The sequence below is a fragment of the Photorhabdus australis DSM 17609 genome (assembly GCF_000711895.1).
GTDB lineage: Bacteria > Pseudomonadota > Gammaproteobacteria > Enterobacterales > Enterobacteriaceae > Photorhabdus > Photorhabdus australis.
Map to the genome: position 1 here is coordinate 41,797 of NZ_JONO01000030.1, position 26,335 is coordinate 68,131.

At 39.2% G+C, this 26,335-nt stretch carries 20 protein-coding genes and 1 pseudogene; 19 read left to right on the forward strand and 2 right to left on the reverse strand.

Features of this window, described 5'->3' with window-relative positions:
- Positions 1-12 precede the first annotated feature (12 nt).
- Complete coding sequence (locus tag BO26_RS10190) at positions 13-894, reverse strand: LysR family transcriptional regulator (protein ID WP_036771168.1); 882 nt, start codon at positions 892-894, stop codon at positions 13-15.
- 527 nt (positions 895-1,421) lie between these two features.
- Positions 1,422-1,633: pseudogene (locus BO26_RS22725) on the reverse strand (hypothetical protein); the annotation flags it as partial.
- A gap of 536 nt (positions 1,634-2,169) precedes the next feature.
- On the opposite strand from BO26_RS22725, the gene BO26_RS10195 reads away from it, so the two are divergent.
- From BO26_RS10195 to BO26_RS10285, 19 genes are all read left to right on the forward strand, one after another.
- Positions 2,170-3,735 carry a hypothetical protein gene (locus BO26_RS10195; RefSeq protein WP_036771169.1) on the forward strand — a complete coding sequence of 522 codons (1,566 nt, stop codon included), beginning with the start codon at positions 2,170-2,172 and terminating at the stop codon, positions 3,733-3,735.
- Positions 3,736-3,977: 242 nt separating this feature from the next.
- A complete protein-coding gene (locus BO26_RS10200; RefSeq protein ID WP_036771170.1) occupies positions 3,978-4,427 on the forward strand; it encodes a phage tail protein in 450 nt (149 codons plus the stop codon).
- Between the two features lie 25 nt (positions 4,428-4,452).
- On the forward strand, positions 4,453-5,826 hold the full coding sequence (locus BO26_RS10205; RefSeq protein ID WP_036771171.1) for a phage tail sheath family protein: 1,374 nt from the start codon (positions 4,453-4,455) through the stop codon (positions 5,824-5,826).
- A 182-nt stretch (positions 5,827-6,008) separates the two neighbouring features.
- A complete protein-coding gene (locus BO26_RS10210) occupies positions 6,009-7,178 on the forward strand; it encodes a phage tail sheath C-terminal domain-containing protein (RefSeq protein ID WP_036771172.1) in 1,170 nt (389 codons plus the stop codon).
- 17 nt (positions 7,179-7,195) lie between these two features.
- Entirely contained in the window at positions 7,196-7,666 is a 471-nt protein-coding gene (locus BO26_RS10215) for a phage tail protein (protein WP_036771173.1), read from the forward strand.
- Entirely contained in the window at positions 7,663-7,845 is a 183-nt protein-coding gene (locus BO26_RS10220) for a DUF5908 family protein (protein ID WP_036771174.1), read from the forward strand. Before BO26_RS10215 ends, BO26_RS10220 begins: the two co-directional genes overlap by 4 nt.
- A complete protein-coding gene (locus BO26_RS10225; protein ID WP_036771175.1) occupies positions 7,842-8,525 on the forward strand; it encodes a CIS tube protein in 684 nt (227 codons plus the stop codon). Before BO26_RS10220 ends, BO26_RS10225 begins: the two co-directional genes overlap by 4 nt.
- Positions 8,522-10,078, forward strand: a complete 1,557-nt coding sequence (locus tag BO26_RS10230; protein ID WP_036771176.1) for a phage baseplate assembly protein V — start codon at positions 8,522-8,524, stop codon at positions 10,076-10,078. Before BO26_RS10225 ends, BO26_RS10230 begins: the two co-directional genes overlap by 4 nt.
- Entirely contained in the window at positions 10,078-10,524 is a 447-nt protein-coding gene (locus BO26_RS10235; RefSeq protein WP_036771177.1) for a GPW/gp25 family protein, read from the forward strand. Before BO26_RS10230 ends, BO26_RS10235 begins: the two co-directional genes overlap by 1 nt.
- Positions 10,521-10,946 carry a hypothetical protein gene (locus BO26_RS10240; protein WP_036771178.1) on the forward strand — a complete coding sequence of 142 codons (426 nt, stop codon included), beginning with the start codon at positions 10,521-10,523 and terminating at the stop codon, positions 10,944-10,946. The genes BO26_RS10235 and BO26_RS10240 overlap by 4 nt, the downstream gene beginning before the upstream one ends.
- Before the next feature lie 52 nt (positions 10,947-10,998).
- Positions 10,999-12,798, forward strand: a complete 1,800-nt coding sequence (locus BO26_RS10245; protein ID WP_036771179.1) for a baseplate J/gp47 family protein — start codon at positions 10,999-11,001, stop codon at positions 12,796-12,798.
- Positions 12,795-15,647, forward strand: a complete 2,853-nt coding sequence (locus tag BO26_RS10250; RefSeq protein ID WP_036771180.1) for a hypothetical protein — start codon at positions 12,795-12,797, stop codon at positions 15,645-15,647. Before BO26_RS10245 ends, BO26_RS10250 begins: the two co-directional genes overlap by 4 nt.
- A gap of 55 nt (positions 15,648-15,702) precedes the next feature.
- Entirely contained in the window at positions 15,703-16,311 is a 609-nt protein-coding gene (locus tag BO26_RS10255; RefSeq protein WP_036771181.1) for a hypothetical protein, read from the forward strand.
- Between the two features lie 210 nt (positions 16,312-16,521).
- Complete coding sequence (locus tag BO26_RS10260; protein ID WP_036771182.1) at positions 16,522-18,876, forward strand: hypothetical protein; 2,355 nt, start codon at positions 16,522-16,524, stop codon at positions 18,874-18,876.
- 116 nt (positions 18,877-18,992) lie between these two features.
- Positions 18,993-19,775: a hypothetical protein gene (locus BO26_RS10265; protein WP_036771183.1), complete on the forward strand. Its 783-nt coding sequence runs from the start codon at positions 18,993-18,995 to the stop codon at positions 19,773-19,775.
- Positions 19,776-19,977: 202 nt separating this feature from the next.
- Positions 19,978-21,432 carry a contractile injection system tape measure protein gene (locus BO26_RS10270; RefSeq protein WP_036771184.1) on the forward strand — a complete coding sequence of 485 codons (1,455 nt, stop codon included), beginning with the start codon at positions 19,978-19,980 and terminating at the stop codon, positions 21,430-21,432.
- A 27-nt stretch (positions 21,433-21,459) separates the two neighbouring features.
- Positions 21,460-23,571, forward strand: a complete 2,112-nt coding sequence (locus tag BO26_RS10275) for an ATP-binding protein (RefSeq protein ID WP_051690941.1) — start codon at positions 21,460-21,462, stop codon at positions 23,569-23,571.
- Between the two features lie 26 nt (positions 23,572-23,597).
- Complete coding sequence (locus BO26_RS10280; protein ID WP_051690942.1) at positions 23,598-24,527, forward strand: Pvc16 family protein; 930 nt, start codon at positions 23,598-23,600, stop codon at positions 24,525-24,527.
- 237 nt (positions 24,528-24,764) lie between these two features.
- On the forward strand, positions 24,765-26,335 hold a 1,571-nt coding region (locus BO26_RS10285; protein ID WP_036771185.1), incomplete at its 3' end, for a hypothetical protein.

Consider the following 26,335-nt stretch of genomic DNA (forward strand, 5'->3'; position numbering starts at 1 on the left):
TAATAAGTCAGTTTAGCTGTGCATCAAATTAATTAACCATTGTAGTTCTTCTTTATTTTCTCTCTTATAATATATTTTTCTGTTTATCTTTATATTAAAAGGTGATGGGGGCGATATCAGTGCTAAATCATATTTTTTTATTAGTAATAGGTTTTCTTCGCAATGTGGAACAAATGATATACCTGCTCCATCTCGTAATGCCTGTAAGACATCATAGATATTTGGGATTGTAATTATACTTCTATTATAATTCAGGTTTAATAAATGTTTTTTTATCTGCTCGAATTCTTTTAAAAATAACATATTTTCTGTTTGAATTATGTTATTTGTCAATAACAGATCCATATTGCTTTTGCTATGTTTTATAATGTGCTTTGTAACGGCTAACCCTAGAAAATTCGGAGTCAATTCCATACTTTCAATGCTAGAGGGAAGATTATCTTCATTTCTTAACCCAATAAAAATATCGGCTTTCCCATGAAATATAATATCTGATATCAGATGATTGGGATAGGTTCTAACATCAACTAGAAAACTAGATTTACTTGAGCATATTTTGGAAATTATCGAGGATAGGCTAGGAAATAAGGTTCCGTCCGTTGCAATATTGATGACGTTTTTTTTGCTGTTAGAAAAGCTCTTCATTAAACGTTTTGTTGTCGAATTTACATCTTTGTAATATGGAAATAATTCTCGATATAATAGTTCTCCGTTAACTGTCAACTTAGCATTTCTCCTGGAATGCTGAAAAAGTTGAACGCCAAGTTGTTTTTCTATTTCTTTCATTCCCTTGCTGAGGGCTGAAGGTGACAAGCATAATTCATCAGCAGCTTCTTTAAAAGAACCTTTATTAGCTATCATTATGAATTGCTTAATCTTTTTTGAGAAAAACATACTTTCCTCCTGAATTGAAAGTCAATATAAGAATATTTATATATTTAATGTCATCTATTTTTTTATATCAATTTGTTTGGTTGATAAAGAAAAAAACAGTTTATAGTGTATTTTTGTATTTTTTCTATAATTTTGTATATAATTGTAAATTTTTGAACTGAACGAGATAACTGAGGTCATATATACTCCATATTATGAGTAAAAGTAGATTGAATTGGAGTAAAAAGGATTTTTATTACATTATATTTGTTTAAGGAGTAGGAATATCTGTACTGATCAATGTGAATGAGTCCTGTTGCTGACTATTTCTATTACCTGAGAAAGAGCATTACTGATTATTTTAAGGAATTATTATTGTATTTATACCCAATAGATTTCAAGATGCATCGCGACGGCAAGGGAACGAATCCCCGGGAGCATAGATAACTATGTGACCGGGGTGAGTGAGTGCAGCCAACAAAGAAGCAACTTGAAAGATGACAGGTATAGGAGGACATTGGCAAGACAGGTCAATAACAATGGCAGCCTATCATGATATCCAGCTCGTCAATCTCAACATGTAATTCGAGATAGCGCTGAGCTAGTGATTTCAATGTAATACGGTAGGCATTCTCAACATCAATCGTATCACTTTTACCCCGTTTCCTGCGCCCCATTCTGTCGGGAGCTGTGACCTCAAGACTTCAATACCTGCGGGTTGAAGATATCGCAGCAAACCTGCGCCATACGAACCGATACATTAAATCCCCACCCGGATGAGTAGCCAAAGTAATTTCAAGATAAAATAGTTTCATATCAAAATAATTAAAATGGAAATGATATGGATAATTGTGTAATAATTTTATTATAGATGTGCGAAAAAGGTGAAAAAAAGTATTTTTAAGGTGAAAAAAAAGCGTTTTTATTACCCCTGAGCATATACTAAAATTTTAAAAGATAAATATTAATATGACCTAATGACTATCTTAATTGTCTCTACATATTGTATTTTTCGTTATTTTCAGTGGAGTGTTAAACACTATTATTAATGTTTTTTTTCTGAAATATAAGACGTTCAGAAATGGCGGTAGCTTTATTAGACGAAAGATTATAATGATTAATAGCTGCTGAGAGCTTTTGAAGACGTTTTTACTTGTATTGACTAATCTGATTTTTTTCTCATTTGGATATCTAGTTCAAATTCCTTATCTAGGACAGCCCTTTGTTTTGGATAATGAAAGTTTTTGACGATTTAAATTTCATTAATCTTTTTATGATATCTTAAAGGATAATACTATGAATACAGCTCAAGAAATTATTAACAGTTTATCGGGGAGATCCGTTACGCTTGGCTGGGATGTTGTTATTGCTTATGACCGAAAAAAAATTAACGCTCTGTTAGAGCAACAATATGTTGAAAAGGTAAAAAATGGGGAAAATTTCCCGCTTATTAACTGGGAAAACCAGAGAAAAACACTTCAATTTAAAGATCTTCAATTAGGTGCTCCACTTATTTCTTTTGAGAATTCAACATTGGAAAATTCAAGGGCGCTTGCCACGATAGAGTTTATTTCAGGAGCTATTATTGAATTTAGTGACTCCGGGCAAATAATCAACTATGAGAAGATTGAACCTAGCCATGGTTATGGCATGGTGCTGACTATCGATCTCATGGCTGGTACAGGTTCAGTAGAAGAACAAGGTCGAGTGATAATAAATCTTAACGAAGGTGCCATACTCGATTTGCATGTTATCCAACAACCGCCAGCAGAAGTGATAGAATTTTTCCGCACTTGGTTGATGGCTCATAAAATAATTTATGAATTAGGCAAGTTGGATCTGAGCAGTCAAGCTGGTCTAGTACCTTATTCTTTTCGCATTCGTACTCAGCGGGCGCCTGAAAAAATTCGTAAAACGACGAGCGATGAAGGAAATGGCGCTGTTTTGTTGTTTGTTGCCACTAACTATAACCCTACAAGTGGAACTTTACCTGTCAGAGATTATCCGTGGCTAATCCCTGAGGAATATTCAGGCGCATTGCTTATCGGTAATAAATGCTTATTTAAAGATATTCTGAAACCGAATCTGGATCGGTTGTTTGATGAAGGGAAATGGACGTTAAAAGTCCATCAAACGGGCTCTGATCAACTACTGCATTATCTGGAGGCAAACTCTGCATATATAACGGATAAGCCTTATATATCAGACTTTGAAGGCGCTCGGGATGGAGTCTGGACAGGATATCATAAATTTGAGACTGGTCGGGGATATTATGAGGTGTATGAAGATGTACGCTTTCCTATCAATGGAATGTTGATGAAACCGGCTAAAACTGGATTACAGTTATCAATAGATTCACCACAAAGCCATCAATTTAATGTTGATTTCGGAATAAAATGGTTCCATTGTGCTAATATAACGTGTGGTTATTCCTGGTTTAACGAGACTTACCCATTTTATCTTGATGGAAAATCATTTTATCAAGTTCATATTGACCCTGATAAAGAGGTGATTTATTTTACTGGGCCAGATAAAGATATTAATATTGTAGGAAATTACAGCCCGCCTGCGTGGTGGCAATCTAAATGGCAAAAACATATCAGTGATGGTTTTACGGATATTTCCTCGGAAAAATTTAAGCGACTCAGTCAAATAAAATTGCCAGAAATATGCACGTTTGCCGTGAAACATTTATTATTTCCTGGTCATAATACTTTACTGTTGAAAGACGTTTATTTACCGGGTGATATGGTGATTTTCGGTGATGTTAACCCATCACTTACCGCTTTTCGGGTTACGCCATTAAAAGCAACAGTGATGGCAAAGGGAACTCAACAATTTAAAGCCATAGAAGCTAATTGATGATTAGTGTTATTTAGAAAGCTTGAATTATTATATACCCTATGGATTTCAAGATGCATCGCGATGGCAAGGGAGCGAATCCCCGGGAGCATAGAGAACTATGTGACTGGGGTAAGTGAAAGCAGCCAACAAAGCAGCAATTTGAAGGATGAAGGGTATAAAATATATTTTAATTGGATAAGTCGTTTTTATTTTAACATTATAACCTAATTCTTTTGGGATAAAATTAAAGGATTATTAACATGTCTATTACACAAGAACAAATCGCTGCTGAATATCCTATTCCTAGTTACCGTTTTATGGTTTCTATAGGAGATGTGCAAGTCCCTTTTAATAGTGTTTCGGGATTAGATAGGAAATATGAGGTTATTGAATATAAAGATGGCATTGGTAATTATTATAAAATGCCAGGACAAATACAGAGGGTTGATATTACACTTCGGAAAGGCATATTCTCTGGGAAAAATGATTTATTTAATTGGATTAATTCCATTGAACTCAATCGGGTAGAAAAAAAGGATATTACAATTAGTTTAACTAATGATACTGGCAGTGAAGTCTTAATGAGTTGGGTTGTTTCGAACGCCTTTCCGAGCTCACTGACAGCCCCTTCATTTGATGCTTCAAGTAATGAAATTGCAGTACAAGAAATTTCATTAGTTGCTGATCGGGTAACGATTCAGGTTCCCTGATAACTAAAAACTTTAAGGAAAAACAATGTCTGTACAAACAACTTATCCCGGAATTTATATTGAAGAAGATGCATCATTGTCTCTGTCTATCAATAATAGCCCAACAGCAGTCCCTGTTTTTATCGGTAAATTTTACAACTTGGATGGTTCATTACCTGAAGTGGGAATATGTTCTAGAATTACCAGTTGGTTAGATTTTACTAAAAAATTTTCGGTAGCTCCTCCTCAAACCATTTCATTGATCGCGTCGCCAATTGCTAACACACAAGAAAGTGTACCCAAAGCAGTTCAATATACTTATAAGGCCGAGTATGAAACCTCAGAAAGTCTGGCAAATGGTGCCTATGCGGTACAACACTATTTCCAAAATGGCGGTGGTATTTGCTATGTCATACCTTTAGTTAGTGTGAAAAAAGAGGATGCTGCAATTGAGTTAGCAAAATTACCTGAATTAATTGAAAGACAACAAGAGATTACGTTAATCGTCTGCCCGGAGGACGATAAGACGCTCACTGTTGATGGCAGTAAAAAATCGGATGTTTATAACAGCATCAATACATTATTGAGTAATAAAGTAGGTTATTTTCTCATTGCAGATTCAGATGATGGCAAAGCTGTTCCTAATACGTTGCCGGAAAAAACTGCGGTTTATCATCCTGGTTTAATAACTTCTTTCACACAACGCTATGCCAAACCTGCCGATTCCGCTGTCAAAGTGACCGGTATTACAAATATATCAACTCTGGCTGATATTCACACCAATTTGGCCGATGACTATCCAATAGCAAGTCAGGTTATTAATGATGTTTTGGAAAAAAATAATAAGCTAGCATCGTCTCCCATTATTTTACCTCCTAGCGCCGCTGTTGCTGGCGCTTATGCCGCTGTTGATGTGAGTCGTGGTGTTTGGAAAGCACCTGCGAATGTGATGTTAAGTAATGCCACGCCAATCATTAGTATTTCCGATGCGGAACAAGGTGTGATGAACCCATTAGGTATTAATGCTATTCGTAGTTTTACTGGTAGAGGTACTTTGATTTGGGGAGCGCGTACTCTGGATAAAACGGATAACTGGCGCTATGTTCCTGTACGTCGTTTATTCAATAGCGCAGAGCGAGATATTAAGCGCGCAATGCGTTTTGCAGTTTTTGAGCCCAACTCCCAACCAATTTGGGAAAAGGTCAAGGCTGCTATCAATAGCTATTTGCAGTCACTTTGGCAACAAGGTGCACTGCAAGGCAATAAACCCGATGAAGCCTGGTTTGTACAAATTGGTAAAGGCGTGACCATGACAGATGATGATATTAAGAACGGGAGAATGATTATCAAAATCGGTATGGCGGCAGTACGTCCGGCAGAATTCATTATTTTACAGTTTACGCAGAATATCGCCCAGTAACTGAGGTCTATTTAATATGGGCGATTTATACCCAATAGATTTCAAGATGGATCGCGGCGGCAAGGGAGCGAATCCCCAGGAGCATAGATAACTATGTGACTGGGGTGAGTGAGTGCAGCCAACAAAGAGGCAACTTGAAAGATAACAGGTATATTGCCCATTCTTGTGAAAGGAAATGAGTTATGTCGCCAACGCTACCCGGTGTAACAATTACTCAGGCGCAGATAACAGCGTTCGGTGTCAGTACATTAAATATGCCCGTATTCATCGGGTATTGTACGAGATTGCCTGCCTTTTCAGCGCCTGTAAAAGTAAGCAGTTTAGCTGAAACAGAACAAATAATAGGGAAAGAAGGGCGTTTGTATGCTCTATTGCGCCACTTTTTCGATAACGATGGGATACAAGCTTTTATTCTGTCGTTAGGCGCTGAACCTGCTGGGGAAAATGCTAATAGTTGGCTTGAGGCATTACAACAACCCGATTTGTATGCGGCTGTTGCAGCAGAGCCGCTAATTACACTTTTAGCCGTCGTTGAGGCAAGTGAACTGAACCAAAAAGAAGGTAATGAGGCTGTGGAAGCTTGGCGACAGTACTGGAAAGCAGTACTAGCGCTATGTCAGGCACGCAGTGACTTGTTTGCCATATTGGAGGCACCAGATGATACCGCATTAATCAAGCGTAGTTTGCAGGGTTTTCATCATGAGGCACGTCAGTTTGGCGCTCTCTACTGGCCAAGGCTGGAAACATCTTATCAATTCTCTCAGTTAAAATTTTTGTCTCCTATTGGTGCGGTAGCGGCGGTTATTCAAAGTAATGATGCCCGGCGAGGGGTAGGACATGCACCTGCCAATATAGCGTTAAAACAGACGATCCGCCCGATAAAGCCCCGCCTGGAAGTAGAAGAGTTGTATGAAGAATCGGATGGTTCACTGAATCTGATTTGTAGTTTTCCAGCTCGTGGTACTCGTATTTGGGGATGCCGTACGTTGGCGGGTGTTGATTCACCTTGGCGTTATATTCAAACCCGATTATTGACTTCACACGTGGAAAGGCAACTCAGCCAGTTAGGGCGCATGTTGATGTTTGAACCTAATAACGCAGTCACCTGGATGAAGTTTAAAGGCCATGCTGGAAATCTATTAAGGCAGCTTTGGTTACAAGGGGTACTGTATGGGCAACGTGAAGATGAAGCCTTTTCCGTTGAAATAGATGAAAACGAAACGATGACTCGCCAGGATATTGATGAAGGCAGAATGATTGCTCGTATTCATTTGGCATTGTTAGCGCCGGCTGAATTTATCGCTGTGACTTTGAATTTTGACACTCGCTCGGGCATTGCGACGAGTACATAATAAATCGGAATATCGCCATGACACTACCTGAAGAGCTTTATACCCCAGCGGTTTCGCATCGTTTTATTGTTAATTTTCTTTTTAAAGGTTTACTTCCTTCTCCAGTGGATATTCGATTTCAACGTGTTTCCGGTTTAGGGCGTGAGTTACAGGTCGAACAGCGTCATCAGGGGGGAGAAAACGCACGGAATCATTGGTTGGCTGAACGTGTACAGCATAATAGCTTGATATTAGAAAGAGGGGTTATGGTCGTGACTCCTTTAACTCTGATGTTTGATCAGGTGATGCGGGGAGAAACTCTTAATTGGGCAGATGTAGTAATTATTTTGCTCGATCGGGCTCAACGTCCGATAACAAGCTGGACATTGAGTAATGCGCTACCGGTTCGCTGGCAAACGGGAGATTTAGATGCCAACAGTAACCAGGTGCTGATTAACACCTTAGAGCTGCGTTATGAAGATATGCGCATTATAGGGGTAAAATTATGACTATCGAAATCCGTGAGCTCATTGTTCAGGCCCGTGTTGTCGGGACTGATACCAAAACAACACGAACCGTTCCTTTATCTATTGGGCAAATGGAAACGCTGATAGAGCAACGTTTGGTTGAAAAAGTGAAGCGGGAGATATTAGATGTACTCCGGGAAGAACAAGGTGGTGGATTATGAGCTTGCTTGAACGAGGTCTGGCTAAACTCACGATTACGGGTTGGAAGGAGCGTGAGCGTAAGCATCAGATTGGTAAACTAGAAGCAATGTATAACCCGGAAACACTTCAACTGGATTATCAAACTGATTATCTCCCTGATGTTAGCAATAATCAGGTAACAGTGAGTAACCGCTATGTTTTGTCAAAGCCCGCAGGGTTAACACTATCCTTGTTATTTGATGCCAATATGGCTGGTCTTACGACAACCGTCGAGTCCCAACTCACTGCCCTCAAATCGCTTTGTTTAGTTAATGCAAGTACTGATGAGCCTAATTTTTTGGAAATTAATTGGGGGGCAATGCGTTGGGAAAATAAAAATTATTTTGTTGGTCGGGCTAGCGGATTGTCTCTGACTTATTTGCGCTTTGATCGTAATGCGACGCCATTGCGTGTGAGTGCGCAGCTCACATTAGTCGCAGATGAGAGCTTTGTGCTCCAGGATAACCAAGCCAGGTTAGATGCGCCGCCGGTATCAGTAGTCAATGTCCCAGATCTGACTTCATTACCTGCACTGGCGAATATCGCTAGCGTAACCACCATGTTGGGAGTGGATTATTTGATGTTGGCCCGCACCAATGATATGGATAATTTGGATGATATGCAGCCAGGTCAGACATTGCGAACACCGGAGGCATCATGAGTTTTTTAGATAACAGTAACTTCAAGCCATCAGATATCAAACTGTTCGTTAACATTCAGGGAGAGGAGAAGGAACTCAACGAACTGATAGTAAGCGAATTGAAGATCTCCCGACGTATCAATGCCATTCCACAGGCAGTTGTAAAGCTAAGAGCGAAAAATAGTGAAAATGGTGTATATCAGTCTGATGTACAGCGGATGTTGAAGAGTTGCCGTCCGGGAGTAAAGGCAGAGCTTCGTATTTTGAATACCCGGCTATTCAGTGGCGATATTGTGCAGCAAAAAACGGAGTTAGTGTATGCGAAAACACACACTATCAAATTGGTGCTACGCCATGACTTACAGCGTATCACCGGTAATTTTCGTACCAGAGTGTTTGCGAATACCCGTGATCGTAAAGTGATAGCCGATCTATTGAATACTGCAACATTAAAGCCAGCATTTTCGGGGACATCACATTGGGATATAGATCATGAGCAACTGGTTCAGTATCGTTGCAGTGATTGGCAATTTTTGTTGCAACGGCTCTATGCTACGAATAGCTGGTTGTTAGCTGAAGAAGATAAAGATAACACTCAGGGGAAAGTGACCATTATTGCTCCAAATTCTTTGCCCCTGAATGAGCGTTGGACACTGCAACATCAGGCTGATCATCAGGCTATCCGGCTTTACAGCACGGAGCTGATGTTGGACAACCGGTTTGATACAGCGGAGGCTGTTGTTAGTGCTTGGGATATTGATGATCAGGCATTACTCGTGGCATGGAAAGAAACCCTTAGTCAAGTTGGCAAAGATGCGTTAGCGTCAGATAATTTTAGCCAGGCAAATAAAGATTCGAGTGAACTGTTATTAAGTTGTCCGCTCTCTACAAAAGAAGTTCAATTTCTAACGCGTAGCCAATTAGTCATGCGGCGCTTGACGGCCGTTCGTGGTTCACTGAAGGTTGAAGGCAGTACTAAGTACCGTTTAGGGCATGAACTGATGTTGTCAGGTTTTGGTGAAAATATGGATGGCTCACAAATACTGACGGGAGTGGATCATTTAATAACGACAGAAGAAAGTTGGAAAACGACCTTACATATAGGATTAGAACTGCCGTTAAAGGCAGAATATGTCACTCAGGTTAACGGTGTTCATATCGGCAAGGTTGCTGATTATCAATCAGATAGCAAAAAATGGGATCGTATTCCTGTTTTGATCCCTGCATTTGGAACGAATATTCCCTTGTTTGCCCGATTGGGAAAACCCTACGCCAGCCACCAAAGTGGATTTTGTTTCTATCCTGAAACGGGTGATGAAGTCATTCTCAGTTTTTTGGAAGGGGACCCTCGTTATCCTGTCATTATTGATTCTCTACATAATCCGAAACAACAGACTCCGCTGCAAATCAGCAAAGAAAATAATCTCAAGACCTTAATTATTAAGCAGAATGATAAAGATGAACAACAGTTGTTGTTTGATAGCCAGAAACAAACGGTCGCGTTAATTGGTGAGAAAAATGTCAAGGTTAAAGGTGAGTATATCAACCTGACTAAATCAAAGGGGACTCGATAATGGCAAATACGCTTATTGGCCAGGTATATGGTCAGGGATGGGCTTTTCCCATTAAATTTATTCCTGATAATAAAGAAACCGCAGATCAAACAGCGGGTATTGTTATGGCTCAAGGGATTGAAGATGTCAGTCAATCGCTGGAAATATTATTTCTTACCGAGCCTGGCGAACGAATTATGCGTGAAGATTTTGGTTGTGGTTTACAAGATTTTGTTTTCGCAAATATTAGCGATACGCTAATTTCTGCCATCAAAAATCGTATTCAGCAAGCAATATTACGTTATGAACCTCGCGCATATTTATTGAATGTTGATATTCAAACCAAAGAAAACCAACCTGGACATCTGCTCATTCAGATTAATTGGAAATTACGTGGTAGTGATATATCTCAGCGTTTAGACGGAGTGCTTAGACTCCATTCAGGTCAAGCATTGGAACTGTTATGACCAATTACATTATTGTCGACGGGGATCTCATTCAAATAAATCCCAAATTTGAGGGTGATCGAACTCTTACGATTAATGGTACTCCTAAAATAAGTGGGAGTGGAGATGCGCAAATTGAAGGAAAAAATATTTGTGTGTCAGGTGATCACTTAAATGTCTCCATTCCAGCCATTTATATAACCTCCAGACATCCTGTTGCAGGTAGTGGAAAAGTGAAAATTACAAATTTATCTGACGATCAACTAGCAGAATTTTGTGTTAGTGGTGATATTGTGATTATTGAAGGCAGTCAGTTTGAAGCTCAGTTTACACCTGATAAGCCGGCCACTAATCCAGGTAACCAGGATACAGATAATCCTGCGCCTTCGAATGGGGATGGGAGATTTATACACTCACAGAGCTTCGTTACGGCAGAAAAATAAAAAATTTTGCCGAAGCGGTTAATAAGTATGAATAAGCGGGGCGGATAAAAACATGGATCTTACTGAATTAAATAATACGTTGATGAATGACTTGCCAACGACGAATTTTAAGTTAGAGACAAAGGACCCATTAACGCAATTAAAGTGGTTACAGCGTTATACAGAAAATATTCGTTTTTATGCGAATGATGATTATTTCTGGAATAAATTCTGGTTCTTAAAAAATCACACACCAGAAGAGCTTTTTACTCGTTTGGAAGATGAAACGTTGGCTGATGGAGAATTACCTCCTCATCAAGCGCTATTGCTGGCCCTTTTACAACAACTTAAAACGCCAGGAATCATGCTTGATACTTTTTCAACCCGTCATCGGCAATTGTATTATCAGGAATTACTAGGGATAACGCAGAAAGATGCACAACCTGATCATGTAGCGCTTGGAGTGGTATTAAGTACTGGTATTGCAGAATATTTATTACCGGCAGGCACATTAGTGGATGGCGGGCAAGACAGCAGCGGAAATTCACTGCAATATGCGTTGGATACCGATTTGTTAGTTAATCCGGGACAATTAACCGATGTTCGCTACAGCTATTTGGATCATGAGGGTTATAAAATCTCCATTTTGCAAGATGATAAAGCGAATATTAGCTGGCCCTCTTCAGGCGCTCGTTTATTTGTAGCACCTGAGGACAACGGACAGGAAAAAGCACCTGAACAAAAGTTGGAACTTTACCTGGGATTTGATGATATACAGCCAGGGCAAACTGTTTCTTTATTTTGGCAATTCATTGCATCAACTCCCCTGACATTAAAATGGTTTTATCAGAACAAGATAAATGACTGGGTGAAACTAGATAGTGTCAGAGATAACACAGATGGTTTTTTTATCAGTGGATTATGGCACGCGATATTACCTGATGATGCGGGGAAAATGTATTTTCCGGGGACGACTTCTGCAAAACGCTACTGGATTAAAGCTGAGGTGGAATCGCTTACTGAATCTGGCGATTTATGGCAACCGCTATTAGAAGGCATCTTGTATAACGCTCAAACAGCAACGCTGGTTGATGCAGACAACACAGATGAAAAGCACTTTCATGATGGGCTGATACCTTTTAGCGTGCAGCATTTAGTCAACACCGTTTCAGAGGTAAAAAAAATTGAGCAGCCCTGGTCTTCCTGGGGAGGAACGCCACAGGAAGACCCTGCTGATTTCTTCCCTCGGGCGGCAACACGTCTTCAGCATCGCCAGCGTGCGTTAACCTGGGATAACCAAATTGCCATGTTGAAGGCTGAATTTCCGCAGATTTATGATGTAATCTCACCAAATATCACATGGATGAACCAGCTTCAGACATCAAACACGCAAACGTTGATCGTTATTCCTGATGTGAACTACAGCGACAACAAAGATCGCTTACGACCACAATTCAGCCCTGCTAGCTTGCGACAAATGAGTGACTGGTTACAGATTCACACTAGCGCATGGGCGAATCCACAAGTGAAAAATCCAATTTATGTTGATGTCTCTGTGACCTATGAGGTGCAATTTAGTGCGAGTGTGAATCCTGATTATGCTCTCCGGCAATTACAACAATGGTTAAGTTCAATTTATATGCCATGGTATCACGCAGATAAAAAAGGTGTTGCCGCTGGCGATCAAATCGATTTTTACCAACTGCTTGCGGATATTCAGCGAGTACCTTACGTGGAACATGTCAAGACATTGACATTGACCACAAAAGACACCCTATTAACCAATAGCGGGGTTATTAAGGCACAGCAAAATGAAGTGCTGGTGTTGGTATGGCAGCAAGGAAAACAAGTTAGGCAGGGAGGATCGAAATGAGGCAGCATAATGAGTTATTTCCTGTAGTAAAAGACGCGATAAGCTTTGAAAACCTGCAAGCTCAGGGTGAGAAGGTTATTAGTGATCAGTCCGGTAACATATGGAGCGATAAGGATAAACATGATCCTGGTATAACGTTACTAGACTCTTTAAGTTATGGTGTTTCGGATTTAGCGTATCGGCACTCATTACCTTTAACAGATTTATTAACCATTGAAGGAAAAGATACGCTTTTTCCAGCCGAATTCGGGCCACAGCAGACGCTAACTTGTGGCCCTGTAACACTAGATGATTACCGGCGTGCATTACTTGATTTACATGGTAATGATGCACTTAAAATATCAGCCAGTGACCCCAGAGACTTTTTGTTTCAGGATATACAGTTAATTTGTGAGCCAAAAAGTCAGCGTTATAAATACTATTTCAATCCCGAAACGCTTGAATATACATTCACGCCACCTTCAGGGGATAAATTTAAAACTTTAACACTACGAGGGAATTATTGGCTTTATTGGATGCCAACCCGTTGGGCAGGTAAATCAGCTAATTTGCCGTTAGTTGAGCGGGTGATGGAAGATTTTCTCCGTGAAAATCGAAACTTGGGGGAAAGTGTTGTTCAAGTAACACGGGTGATATCGGCGCCTATTTATCCTGAGCTGGTCATTGAGCTGGCGGATGATATCACAGATGCAGCGCCGGTATTGGCATCAATCTATATGCTATTAGAACAGTGGGCGATGCCGATGCCTGCTCGCTTTACTACCGAAGCATTAAGGGCCAAAGGACTAACAAACGAAGAGATCTTTGATGGGCCGTGGTTACGCCATGGTTGGATACCTCAGTTACCGACCTCTCAAAACTACCATACAGGTATGGTTCTGAAGATGAATTATCTGATCAACCAATTGCTGGCGGTTGAAGGTATAAAGCGCGTAGTTAGCCTGACGTTGCCAGAAACAGAATATTTGCATCAGATAAAAGATGATAATTGGTCCTGGCAATTAGATGTTGGTTATTGTCCATTATTATGGGGAGCTAATCCACTAGAGGTAATTACAGAGAAAAATAACAATTATGTCAAATTGTTCGCAAAAGGTGGGGTACGATTACAACCTGATCAGAAAAGTGTTGAGCGGTTATTATCACAGGAATCACTCATTAATAATGCTGCATCCACGTTACCGGCTGGTAAGGTGCGTGATCTCAAAGCCTATACACCTATAAGCCGCAGGTTGCCTGCCTGTTATGGTTTGCAGAATACTTTACAAAAGTTAAAACCTGAACAACGACACTTATATCAGTTCCTATTACCATTGGAGCAAATGCTTGCTGATGGATGTGCGCGGCTTGCATTTTTGCCACATTTGTTAGCATTTAGGGACCGAAGCGAAAATATCAGTGATACACTCTGGCCTTTCAAGAATACAGAGGACACGATTGCCCAACAGGTTCATCAGGAATATGCCGGTACATTAAAAGCCTTTCAACAGCAGGAAATTAGCCTGTTTGATGATAAAAATAGACCGCATCATGGCAATATCAATCGGGAATTAGATATTCTTGATTATCTGCTAGGGTATTTTGGTACACAACGTGCAAAGCGTCCATTAACGCAGGATATTCATGATTTTCTGCAAACCCAGCGAGGTTATTTGGCACAGCAGCCGGAGTTGGGTTATCAGCGTGATAATATCCGTATTGATCGAGTTTCAGCTTTACAAAAACGTATAGCAGCCAGAATTGGGCTAGATAGTACTATTTTCAAAGAATCGGTTGATTTAAGTAAGTTACCTTTTTATTTGATTGAGCATCGTCAGCTTTTACCAAATTTACCTCATCCTGACTTTCAACATGATCAAACTCCCCAATTTTTTGTGATTTCCGACAACATTGTTAAAGTGAAACAAGCGGAAATAGCAGACAAAATCGCTCGTGGACAGCTTATTGATTTTGTAGATATTGAAAGCAAATTTACCGTTCGTGCCCAAATGATTGTCGCTGTAGAGGAAGATGAATTTTCTCTGGATACAAAAAATAGTATTCAACTTGAAAAGAATTTGCAGTTATTACAGTCAGCGTCTGAAAAAAACAATTTACGATGGCGAAATAGCACGGCGTGGTTAGAGGATATGACGTATCGTATCAATTATACTGATGATCAGGTTATAGACGATAAAACAAAACAATGCCGTTTGCGAAGTAATACTGAATCGCCTTTTCCAGCCTTAATTGCACCAAAAAATAAGATTACGATTATTAAGCAATCCTCTCCACTCTCCAGTATTGCTGAATTTACTGATGAACCAGAATTCAAATTGGTTGCAACGGTGACTGAAATTGATCGGATTGAAGGGATATTGACTATCGAACGGGATGACAACCAACCTTCTTTCCCAGCTAAAGAAGAGAGTAATCAATATGTATGGTACATATCTGATGAAAACTATATTTCAAGTGATCGTTTCTCTTTTGTGGTGAGTGTCGTGCTGAATCGTGGTTTGGTTGAAAGGGAAGATATTGATCAATATAAGCTAGAGGAATGGATAGAGCGTGAAACACTTGCAGAATTTCCTGCACATATTTCGTTAATTACTCATTGGCTGGCAACTGAAAATTTCGATGATTTTGCGAAGACATATCAACGTTGGCAAAACAATGGGGCACAGTTAGGGGATGAATCCTACATCATTTTGAAAAAACTGACATTGGGGCATTTACCAATAGGACTTACTGGCATTAGTAATATGTTTATTGCTACAGAAGCTCAGCGTCTAGAAGTTGTTGGCGAGAGTGGTAATGAGTGGAATACCCAGGCAATTATTAACAACGAACTATTCTATGTTCCCTAACAGAATAGTTAATACAGAGTGTTGTGATCAACTTTTATTATAAGCCGGAGGATAAATGGACAACAAAAATAACCAACCTACTGATCAAGAAATTCTAAAAACATCACGGGCTGCTGACAAAATTCCTTCAGCGGATAATTTGAAAAATCGTTTTAAAGCTCGTTCAATTCCATTAGAGACGGATTTTGCTAATCTCATTGACCTTGCTGAAGTTGGACGATTGGCTATCGGTCAGTCACCGTCGCAGCAAAGTAAAACGCCCGGCGCCGGAATGGAGTTAACTTCGGATGGTAAATTACAAGTCAAGGCTGGGGAAGGTGTTGATATCGATAATAATAATCGTATTACTATTAAGTCTGGTCATGGAATTAAGGTTGATAGTAATGGTGTAAATGTCAATATTGATGATTTTTGTGAAGAAATACTCAATAAAATTATGCCTAAAGGAACCATGTTGCCTATTTATGGAACATCTAAACCCTCTACGCTACCAACAGGATGGAAATGGTGTGATGGTAAAGATGGCAGACCTGATTTTAATAAAAATAAATTTAACTTACTATCAGGTCAAGGTTCAGGCACTGATACTTTTTGGGCAAATAATAATAGTGGCGATATAGAGATCAATGTGTTATATGTTTACTATATGATTAAGGTTGTATAATAGCTTGATGTAATGTGCATTTTTCTAAAATGAATTATTGATATTTAAGTAACATAATAAAATAATTAAGTTGTGTTGTGGGTTTTTTATGATAAATATAAAAACGGAGGTAATAATTGGCTTAAAAATATCAGTTGTGAAATAGAGTTATTTCGCTTTATAAAAATCTTGTTTTATTTCTTTTAATAATTATTTATAGAAGGTAATGATATGGCCACACAAAAAAACGTGTTAGATAGATTGAAAGATAGAAATATTACACTGGGTTGGGATATTGTTGTTGCATATAACCAGGAAAGTGTTAATAAGTTATTGAAGCAGCAATATGTTGAAAAAGTTTACTCAAATGAACATTTTGTTTTTAAAGATTGGCATGATGATAATAAAACGAAATTTATTGAAGGATTAACAGTAGGCGCTCCACTGGTTTCATTTGAGGAGGCATCTTTATCCGATGCTAATGTAAGAGTGACACTTAATTTTCTTTCTGGTAGATGGCGAGTTATACAAGCCAATACCGGCACACCAATTGAATGGAAAGAAATTGTTCCTGGCAATGGCTATAAAGCAGAATTAATTGTTCCACTTAAATCAATAACTGGGAGTGTGAATAGCAAAAAAGATATCATATTAAGCTTCAAAGATGCTATCGTAAAAGATATTAATTTATTTGACAATCAAGAGCCTGATTTTATTAATTATTTCAAGCAATCGATCAATGAAGGAAATTATACTTTAGGACAACTGGTTACAGACAGCACACCGGGATTAATTCCTTCTGAATTCCATATTCGTACTCAGCCCCATCCAAAAACACGTGAGCGTGGTTCTCAATATGTAGGAAATGGTGCGGTACTGTTGTTCATTAAGACGCAATATGGCGGAAGTGGAACGTTGCCTGTAAATGATTTTGATTGGTTAATTCCTGATGATCATACCAGCGCATTAGTTATTTCTAGTAAGACCATGATGGGGGAGATATTGCCAAAACAATACAAAGATAAATTGCCTGGTAATCCTCAGTTTAGCCAACCCAAAAGAGTGGATGATGATAAACAAGACTCTGCTTATTATATTACGATTACCGATGGTGGATTTGATGGTGATAGCCCTATAGAGAAATCATGGTTACGTCCTAGTTATAGCAATAGGATTTGGACTGGTGAACGTGGTAATGCTATTATTGGTGAAAAAGGAAAGCGGATACCACCGCGCTTTCCATATCAAAATTTTGTTATTAAACCTCATGGTGAATCGTTATTTCAAGGATGGGAGAATAAGATAAATTACTCTCAAAAGTGTGCAAGATATATCAAATTTAATATTAATAGTACGATTTTCGAAGATACTGCATTAATGGATCTCAGTATTAGTGGACAAGGTAGTATCAATTGCCAGATTGATGGTGAAAATTTCTGTTTAAAATCAAATGATTTTTTACCCAATGTCAGCTATGAACCGACTTCATTTTGGGATAAATTTACCGGTGGAGTGGATACAGAGATGAAAGATGAATTCAGAGGTGAATTAGCACAACAGGCAGAAGCAAAGTTAAAACAGGTATTTAATATTGAATTGCCTGAAATCAGTCTATTTTCCATTAAACATCTGCTCTTTCCTGGCATGGATGTTATGCAACTTAAACAGGGTTATTTCCCAGGAGATTTGATTATCTTTGGGGATATTTCACCTAAATTGACCACAATTCAGGTGGAACCTTTGGAAGCAATGGTTGCCCTTAAAGGCAATCAGAAATTCACTGTCGTACCTGAAAATAAAAATGTTAATTGGAAGTTGGATCATAATAGTGAAGCTATTAATGATCCGGGAAATATTGATGGTAAAGGTATTTATACGGCACCGGGCAGAATCAGATTTGGTTCTGAAGTCATTAAAGTCACTGCAACTGATGGCGATGGACATCAGGCATCGGCTGCGCTGACGTTGGTTCCTTCTTCTGTCGCGTTAACGCCTTCTTTTGCTTTCATCTCTGAAGCAGATAAGAAGCCTGTATCATTATTGGCTCATGTCCTGGACGGAAAAAAAGTAACATGGGATGTAGAAAGCTGTACAGGCAGCCAATGTGGTTCTGTTGATCAGAATGGGCTTTATACTCCACCAGCAGGGCGTTTTAACGATGGATTTACTTTTACATCCATCACCTCAACTGCAGAAGATGGTAGCCAAGCACGAACCATTATTTGTCTGATGGCATCAATGCCAGGGCATGGTTTTTACAAGGTTGAGCCTAACTTACGCTTGAATGTGAAAGCAGGAGAAGAAATTATCTTTAAAGCACAGGCAGATAGCTATAATGGTGATCCTGATACTTGGGCAATTTTCCCTCCTCGAGGAAAATTAAGTGAACCTGAGTTTGAACGCAATGATGATCCTGAAACTAATGAGACAATTTTTGGTCATTATAAAGTGACCTATACTGCGCCGACTAATGTTACCTCACCTGAATTGCTTGTTGTCCATGTATGGGAGAAAAATAAGCATAATGAGAAAAATAAAGGTAAAGCAGGATATGCACTTATTGAAATTATTCCAGATGATAAATAAATAATTTATTTAAATACAAATCACAGCGGGTTTATCTCGCTGTGATTAAAGTCATCTTTTTTATAGGTTTTTTATCTCTAATAATAATTTGATTTTATAATGTAAAGGAAATTAAAATGAATAATGAATATAAAAATAACACCGTGAATTGGCATATTTCACCTGATACGGTAGGAAGTATTGATAATAACGGTTTATATACAGCACCTAATCGGGTAAAGAATATCGAATTTGTCCAAGTAATGGCAATCGATGCTAATAATAATCAATCTTCTGCGATTATTACTGTTATTCCCTCTTCTGTTGCGTTAACGCCATCGTTTACTTTTATCTCTGAGGCAAAAAAAACATCAGTCACTTTTAAAGCGACAGAACTTGAAGGGAAAAAAGTGACATGGAGTATAAATAATTATACCAGTAATCAGTATGGTTCCATCGATCAAAATGGTATCTATACACCACCGGAAAGTCGTTTTAACGATGGATATACTTTTGTATCTATTACAGCAAAAGCGGAAAATGGCGCTGAAGCGCAAGCGCTTATTTGCTTGATGGCCAAAATTCCAGGGCATGCCTTTTTCGATGTTCAGCCTAATATATGCTTAAGTGTGAAGCCTGGAGAAGAAATCATTTTCAGAGCTAACGCAGATCGTTATAATGGTTATCCTGATTCCTGGGAAATTTTCCCGTCTCTTGGTAAATTGGGTGATCCTGAGTATATAAAAAATAACGATCCAGAAATTCCTACTTATGGATATTATCAAGTGAAATATACTGCACCAACTAATATAAATTCTTCCCAAATACTCGTTGTGCGTACTTGGGAATATGATAAACATGATGAGCATAATCAAGGTAAAGCAGGATATGCATTCATTGAAATTGTGCCAGAAAATTAGCTATACCCTTCATCTTTCAAGCTGCTGCTTTGTTGGCTGCTTTCACTCACCCCAGTCACATAGTTATCTATGCTCCTGGGGATTCTTTCACTTGCCGCCGCGCTGCAACTCGAAATCTATTGGGTATAATGACTTTAGCAAGAGAGATTATGTCTTCATTAAGAACTCGCTATTAGAGTAAGTAACTTTATAAAAATATTTAATGAAAAATATAATAGAAAAGTTTAATATTAATCTTGAAGTCTCATCTGAAATTATTGGGGAGAGCTTATTAAGCTCCCCTTTATTGATGAGTAGAGAAATCAGCAATCAATTATCTGAAATATTATTAGATTATGAAGAATATAATATTGCATTGGATAAGCTAGTGTTAAATATAGGAGAAATACCTTATGAAATATTTGAACAACAATTCTATTGTCGTTTAGGAAAATTATTGAATGAAAAGTTAGCAATAATAATCAATGATAAATTATTGGTAGGAGATATATCAACCTCGTTATCTTATGAATATTTGAGTGAAAAAAGAAATCCATTATTAAATAGAGTCATAAAAAATTTACCTTCTAATCTGGCTTTTGAAGTTCATTCAATGGCGAAAATAGAAGCAGTAAATAACCAAAAACAAGATAATATATTGACATCTTCTCTAGCTTATTCTTTTTTTAACAAAGGTAAATTACAACAATATTTATTTACTACGAATAACAATAAATTAACTGAGAGCCTATACGCACTTTTTCTAATGGATCAGAATCGAATACCTAATGTTCCTAAAATAGGAAAAGGTGCACTTATACTATCTGCCCTTATTTGGCTTTCCTCAAATTCCAGTGATTATCTGCCCAAACCAGAAAGCACTCTGTTGTTACAAATAGAACAGGATATAAAACAAGGACATTTGCCTTTAACGTTGCTAATCACTTTCTTCCAGAACAGAAATGGCGGGCGTGTTTTTTGCGATTGGCAGTATGCGTTATGGCAAATCGATATCATCAAAAATCACTTAGGAACGAAAATAACATCGAAAGAACACCATTTACTGGAGAAAATCATATTACAACCAGTTAATGCTTCTGATCGATCCTCTGTGCTGATATCAGACGAAAAATTGACAATACCGTTAACAATTACAGGTGCGGGATTAGTGCTTCTCTGGCCGCTATTAACTTCACTATTTTCGTCTTTTGATTTGTTAAATAAGAAAAATTTTTCGGATAATTTGGCACAAGAAATAGCATTTAATTTATTGGAATGGTTAGTTTGGGGGGATGAGATGTTGTTACATCAGGAATCATCATTGTCTTTATTGCTCTGCGGAATAGATCACCAAACAATACCGGAGCGCCAGGTTCTTATTCCTGAGCACAAGGAAAAATTAAATAGCTGGGTGCAAGGTATTTGTACTCAACTTTTCTCTTGGAAAAAGTTAGGGATCGATGATATACGGCAACTTTTTTTGCAGCGTCAGGCCACGCTTTATTATGCAGATGATGGCCGTTGGTTATTAACAGTGCAGCGTGAAGCTTATGATGTATTACTGACTCAAATTCCTTGGCCGTGGCCATTGAATATTGTGACATTACCTTGGCTGGCTGAGCCGATTAGTATCACTTGGGAAGATATCTCTGAACCAACGGATTTGTCATTTTGGTAATCCAATATCTCATTAGGAACTCTATTCATGTACGATTTATCTGATGATCTTGCCAGACATAATATTTCACCGGAATATGAATTGACGGTTTTGCTGTCTCAGACTGCTGTATTGGATAAACGAATTCGCCTACGAATTCAGGAATTAATGCAACAGCAAACACTATTGGGAGAAAGTGGGCAGACGTTTTTTGATGATATTTCCTTTCCAATCGTTTCGAGTGAACAACAAAAATCATCTTATTTGGAGTCACCGTATCAAAACTGGAGGAAAGAGGATTTTCCTCCTCAGCCGATCCCATCTCGTAGCCGTTTAGGACAATTAGTTGAACGGTTTGACTTAACACAATTTGAAATTGATTTGATTTTATTGTGCCTGTTGCCTCATCTTGATAGACGTTATCTAACGTTATTTTCTCTTGTTCAGGTAGGTGGTGGTAATAACAGCAAAAAGCAGATGTTAACGTTGGGATTGGCTTTGGAATTGCTTTGTCCGAGTGTAGTAGAGCGCAATGCGCAACGTGCCAGTTTATTACCACAGGCACCACTTTGGGATTATCGTTTATTTCAGTTGCGCAGCGATATGTCTGTTTCCTACGATGAAATACCGTTAGCAATCGATAATTCTCTTATGCATTGGTTATTGGGGCATGATGCTCTCCCGATTTCTCTTCTCTCCCGGGCTCATTGGCTTCCTGTTCCTGAAGTGCCTGATATCTTGCCTGATTTCACCAACCAATTGATAGAACTCTGCCAAATGGAACAAGAGGGGATGCTGACAATAATCGCCGGTGGAGTCGGAAGTGGCAGAAAAACAAGTGTTGCACGCGCGGCATCACAAATAGGGCGTTCTGTATTGTTGTTATCGTTAGCATCAGTGACACTGAGTGAATATGAAACTATTACACTGATAACACTGGCATTACGTGAAGCACAACTAAGAAATGCCTGTCTTATGTTTGAAGCTTTGGATGAGTTTTGTGAAGCACGCCCCGCTTTGCAGCTCTGGCTAGGAAATCGACTGGCTCGTTGTTCGGTTCCGCTGTTTTGTCAATTACCTAAGCAAGCATCATTATTGCCATTGGATGCAATTTCACAAGTTGTATTGTCTATGCCAATTCCTTCTTCAATGGTGAAGGCTGAAGCATTAGCTTCAATGATGACGAATTATTTTCCAGACAATTCATGGGATGTTGAAAGTCTGATGACACGTTTCCATCCTTCTCCACTGATATTGGAAAAGGCCCTTAGTGAAGCAGAAATTTATCGCCAACTACGGGGGGGAACGGCTAATTTGAGATTAGATGATGTGCAAATGTCCTTGCGTTTTCGGTTACAGCAGAATTTTGGACGTTTAGCACAGAGAATTACACCTCAACGAACCTTTGATGATTTAATCATCAGTGAATCTCAACAGCAACAATTACAAGAAATCCTGACGGCTATTCGGCAACGAGATAGGGTGCTAGAGCAAGGATTTGCTCGTAAAGTGGGTTATGGAACGGGGATCAGCACGCTATTTTTTGGTGAATCTGGCACAGGAAAAACGATGGTGGCAGAAGTGTTGGCCGGTGTTTTAGGTGTGGATTTGATCAAGGTGGATTTATCCACCGTGGTTAACAAATATATTGGTGAAACTGAAAAAAATCTGGCTCGTATTTTTGATTATGCCCAAGAAGACGCAGGGGTATTGTTCTTTGATGAGGCAGATGCATTGTTTGGCAAACGAAGTGAAACTAAAGATGCAAAAGATCGTCATGCTAATATTGAAGTTTCCTACCTATTGCAACGCCTGGAAAGTTATCCAGGGCTGGTGATATTAGCCACCAATTACCGCAATCATTTAGACTCAGCATTTAGTCGTCGCCTAACTTTTTCGGTACGATTCTCTTTTCCAGATGTTTCCTTACGGGAACGGATGTGGCGGATTATCTGGCCATCAGGAATTCAATTAGCCGACGACATCAGTTTTTCTGCGCTGGCAAAACGGGCTGAATTAACGGGGGCGAATATCCGTAATATTGCGCTACTCGCTAGTTGGTTGGCAGTAGACGAAGGAAATGAAAAAATCACTATGGCTCATATTGAGTGTGCATTACGACGTGAGCTAAGTAAAGTTGGACGCATTGATTTACCTTAATTTTTCTTTGTAATAGGGAGACAACTATGGTTAAAAATATCAAATCAGATGAAACCTTGCTGATATTAAATAGTAAAATAGAAGATGCATTAAAAGCGTATTTACCGGGTGAAGATGTCGTTATTCGGTTCGATATGTTTGGTAAAAATGAAAATCCAGATTCTCCTACCGTGTGCGTTTTTCTTTATGATATTCAGGAAGATTTGCAATTACGTATGGGAGAAGGGCGGCAATACCTGCCTGCGACAGGAAATTTTGTACCGGGATGTGTCAATGTTCGTTGTAATTATCTTATTTCCTACTGGGAGCCAGAACAGAGCGGAGGGCAGGGATCGCCAACTATACGATCTAATAGTCAATCAATGAAGATAATGAACTGTGTATTGAATGCATTAATTAATCATCGTTCATTTCCTGGTTTACCCAGAATTTATACGAGAGTTCTTCCTCCTAATGAACAATTAAATAGCTTAGGAAACTTTTGGCAATCACTAGATAATAAGCCTCGACTATGTTTAAGTTATATGGTGACTATTCCTATTCAACTTACCCCGCCGACAGAAAAGGTATCTCCTGTTATTACCTCAAAAACTGATATTACTCGAAAACCATCGATTAACTTTTATCTTGAGGCAGATGAAATTATCCGTCAGGCATTAGTTGATGCATTAATATCTCAAACAACAGAATCTATGGATACGATAACTAGCTGGTTAGCAAAAGTTGTTATTGTTTGTCGACCCCCGGAGATAACGAATAAACAAATGACTGAACAAACTGTCAGGTTAATTATTGCTGGGATCACAGAAGCAGGATTAGCTGAAAATATAAAGACAATCACCCAAGAATGGGTAGAAGAAAAGATGATTATTGGTAAAATCGACGATATTTCTCTAGTTATTTCCCAGGTTGACATGGAAGCGTTGTCTGCTGTAACAATACCGACATCTGTCTAATTAAGATATTGTAAATCTTTCTTTTTTCTCTATCTTTATTTAGATTGTTATTATTGATTTTCTCTTATACCCCATGGATTTCAAATAGAAATAACGTAAATGGAAAAATATGCCAAACATTTCAGATGTTGAATCTGACGGGGTGATTTTTATTTAAATAAACCTTCCTGATTGTTCTTTCTCTGAAAAGATATTTCAGAAGGACATCGTAAGTCATTATATATCAAGGGTGTTATTATGCTTTCTCACGACATATTGCCAGAGAAGTTACTGGTTCCAGAAAAAAAACATGAAGATGTTGGATCTTACTTTAGCGATGATATAGGAGAACAATCTGAACAAACGGAAGTAAATCATTTTAATTTATCGCTTGATGATGCCTTTGATATGTATGCTGATATTTCAATTGAAAATCAGCAGGAATTAAAAAATAAAGATAATAACTCAAACATCTGGTCATCCCTTGAGGAGGGAGATGATTACCATAATCTGAAGAAAATGATTAATGATGCTTTTAAAGAAAAGCTACCACAACTGATGGAATATCGCCGTAAGGGTTATAACGTCATTGGGCTTAATGAGGAGGGCATAAAACAACTGGAGGGTATGCTGAAGGCAATACCACCGGAGACACAACAACCCGCGATAAAAGACCTGTATTCTGCCGCCCAGAACTTGCTGAACACACTGAAACAAAATCCTCTCCCGTCGGAAAATCAGGACATGATACAGCAATCAAACTCGGTTATCAGAAACCTGAATGATGCGCTGGAAGCCATGAATGCTGCCGGAAAGGTAAGCAAGGTGACATGGGAACAGGAGGTTGACAGGATAGCCCGAGAGCAGAGGGAGAGATTGGTTGCGGAAACAATGCACAGACTCAGTGAGACCGGGGATAAACACCTGTTTGGCAGCGATAATGATTTCTTTCAGCTCAGCAGGCAGCAGAGAAGACAACGGGCTGAGGGGTTATTATTTTCTGAAGCAAATTTGTTTACGGCGGAACACTTCAAATTTGAACGACTGAGGAAATCGCTGCTTGCGGAGAGCCGGATCACACGACAAAGGCTTACGGGATATCTGGAGACAACATCTGCCGGAATATTAGCGGGTGCCAGAGATGCCCGGGAATATGCGATGAAGACCCTGTTGCCACAAGCGGATGTTAATCCGGCAAGTTTGGGGAATGCAGAACAACTCAGGCACTGGACCCGGAATTATAATCAGTATGCCAGACATATCCGTGTGGTTGACGGTGAGATAAATCGTAATATTTTGCAGGGAAATCCTCTGATTGGTGCTCGCATAAAAGAAATGAGTGATGAGCCTGCCCATATCAAAATAGCCCGTGCCATCCTTCCCGTTTCTGAAGCGCTGGGTGCAGTTTTTGTCGCACTCGAGCGGGAGAAGAAGAGGGTTCAGCCTTCAGAGGAAGAATTCAACCTACCCAACGAGGACGGGGGGGATGGATTATGGAAAGGCATCAAAAAAACCGGCCAGAAGATAAAAGAGACATCCGCTCACGTGACCTGGATGACGGGAAACAAAGCCAGTAAAACAGCCTCAAGGGCGAGACACAAACTTAAGGGGACATCCGATACTGAAAGTGTCAACGGAGCAGTCAAAGGTACGGCGCTGCTGTTTCTGGATGAAATTCAGCAGGCTGAGCGACGGATAAAACTATTACCGTCCTCTGCCTGGATGCTACAGGAGGCGGTGGAGCAGCACAGCCGTGTGACCCAACGTACAGCCTATCGTGATGAGTTGCCAGAGCTCAGTGAGCTACTTAATCAACAGCTAGAACAGGA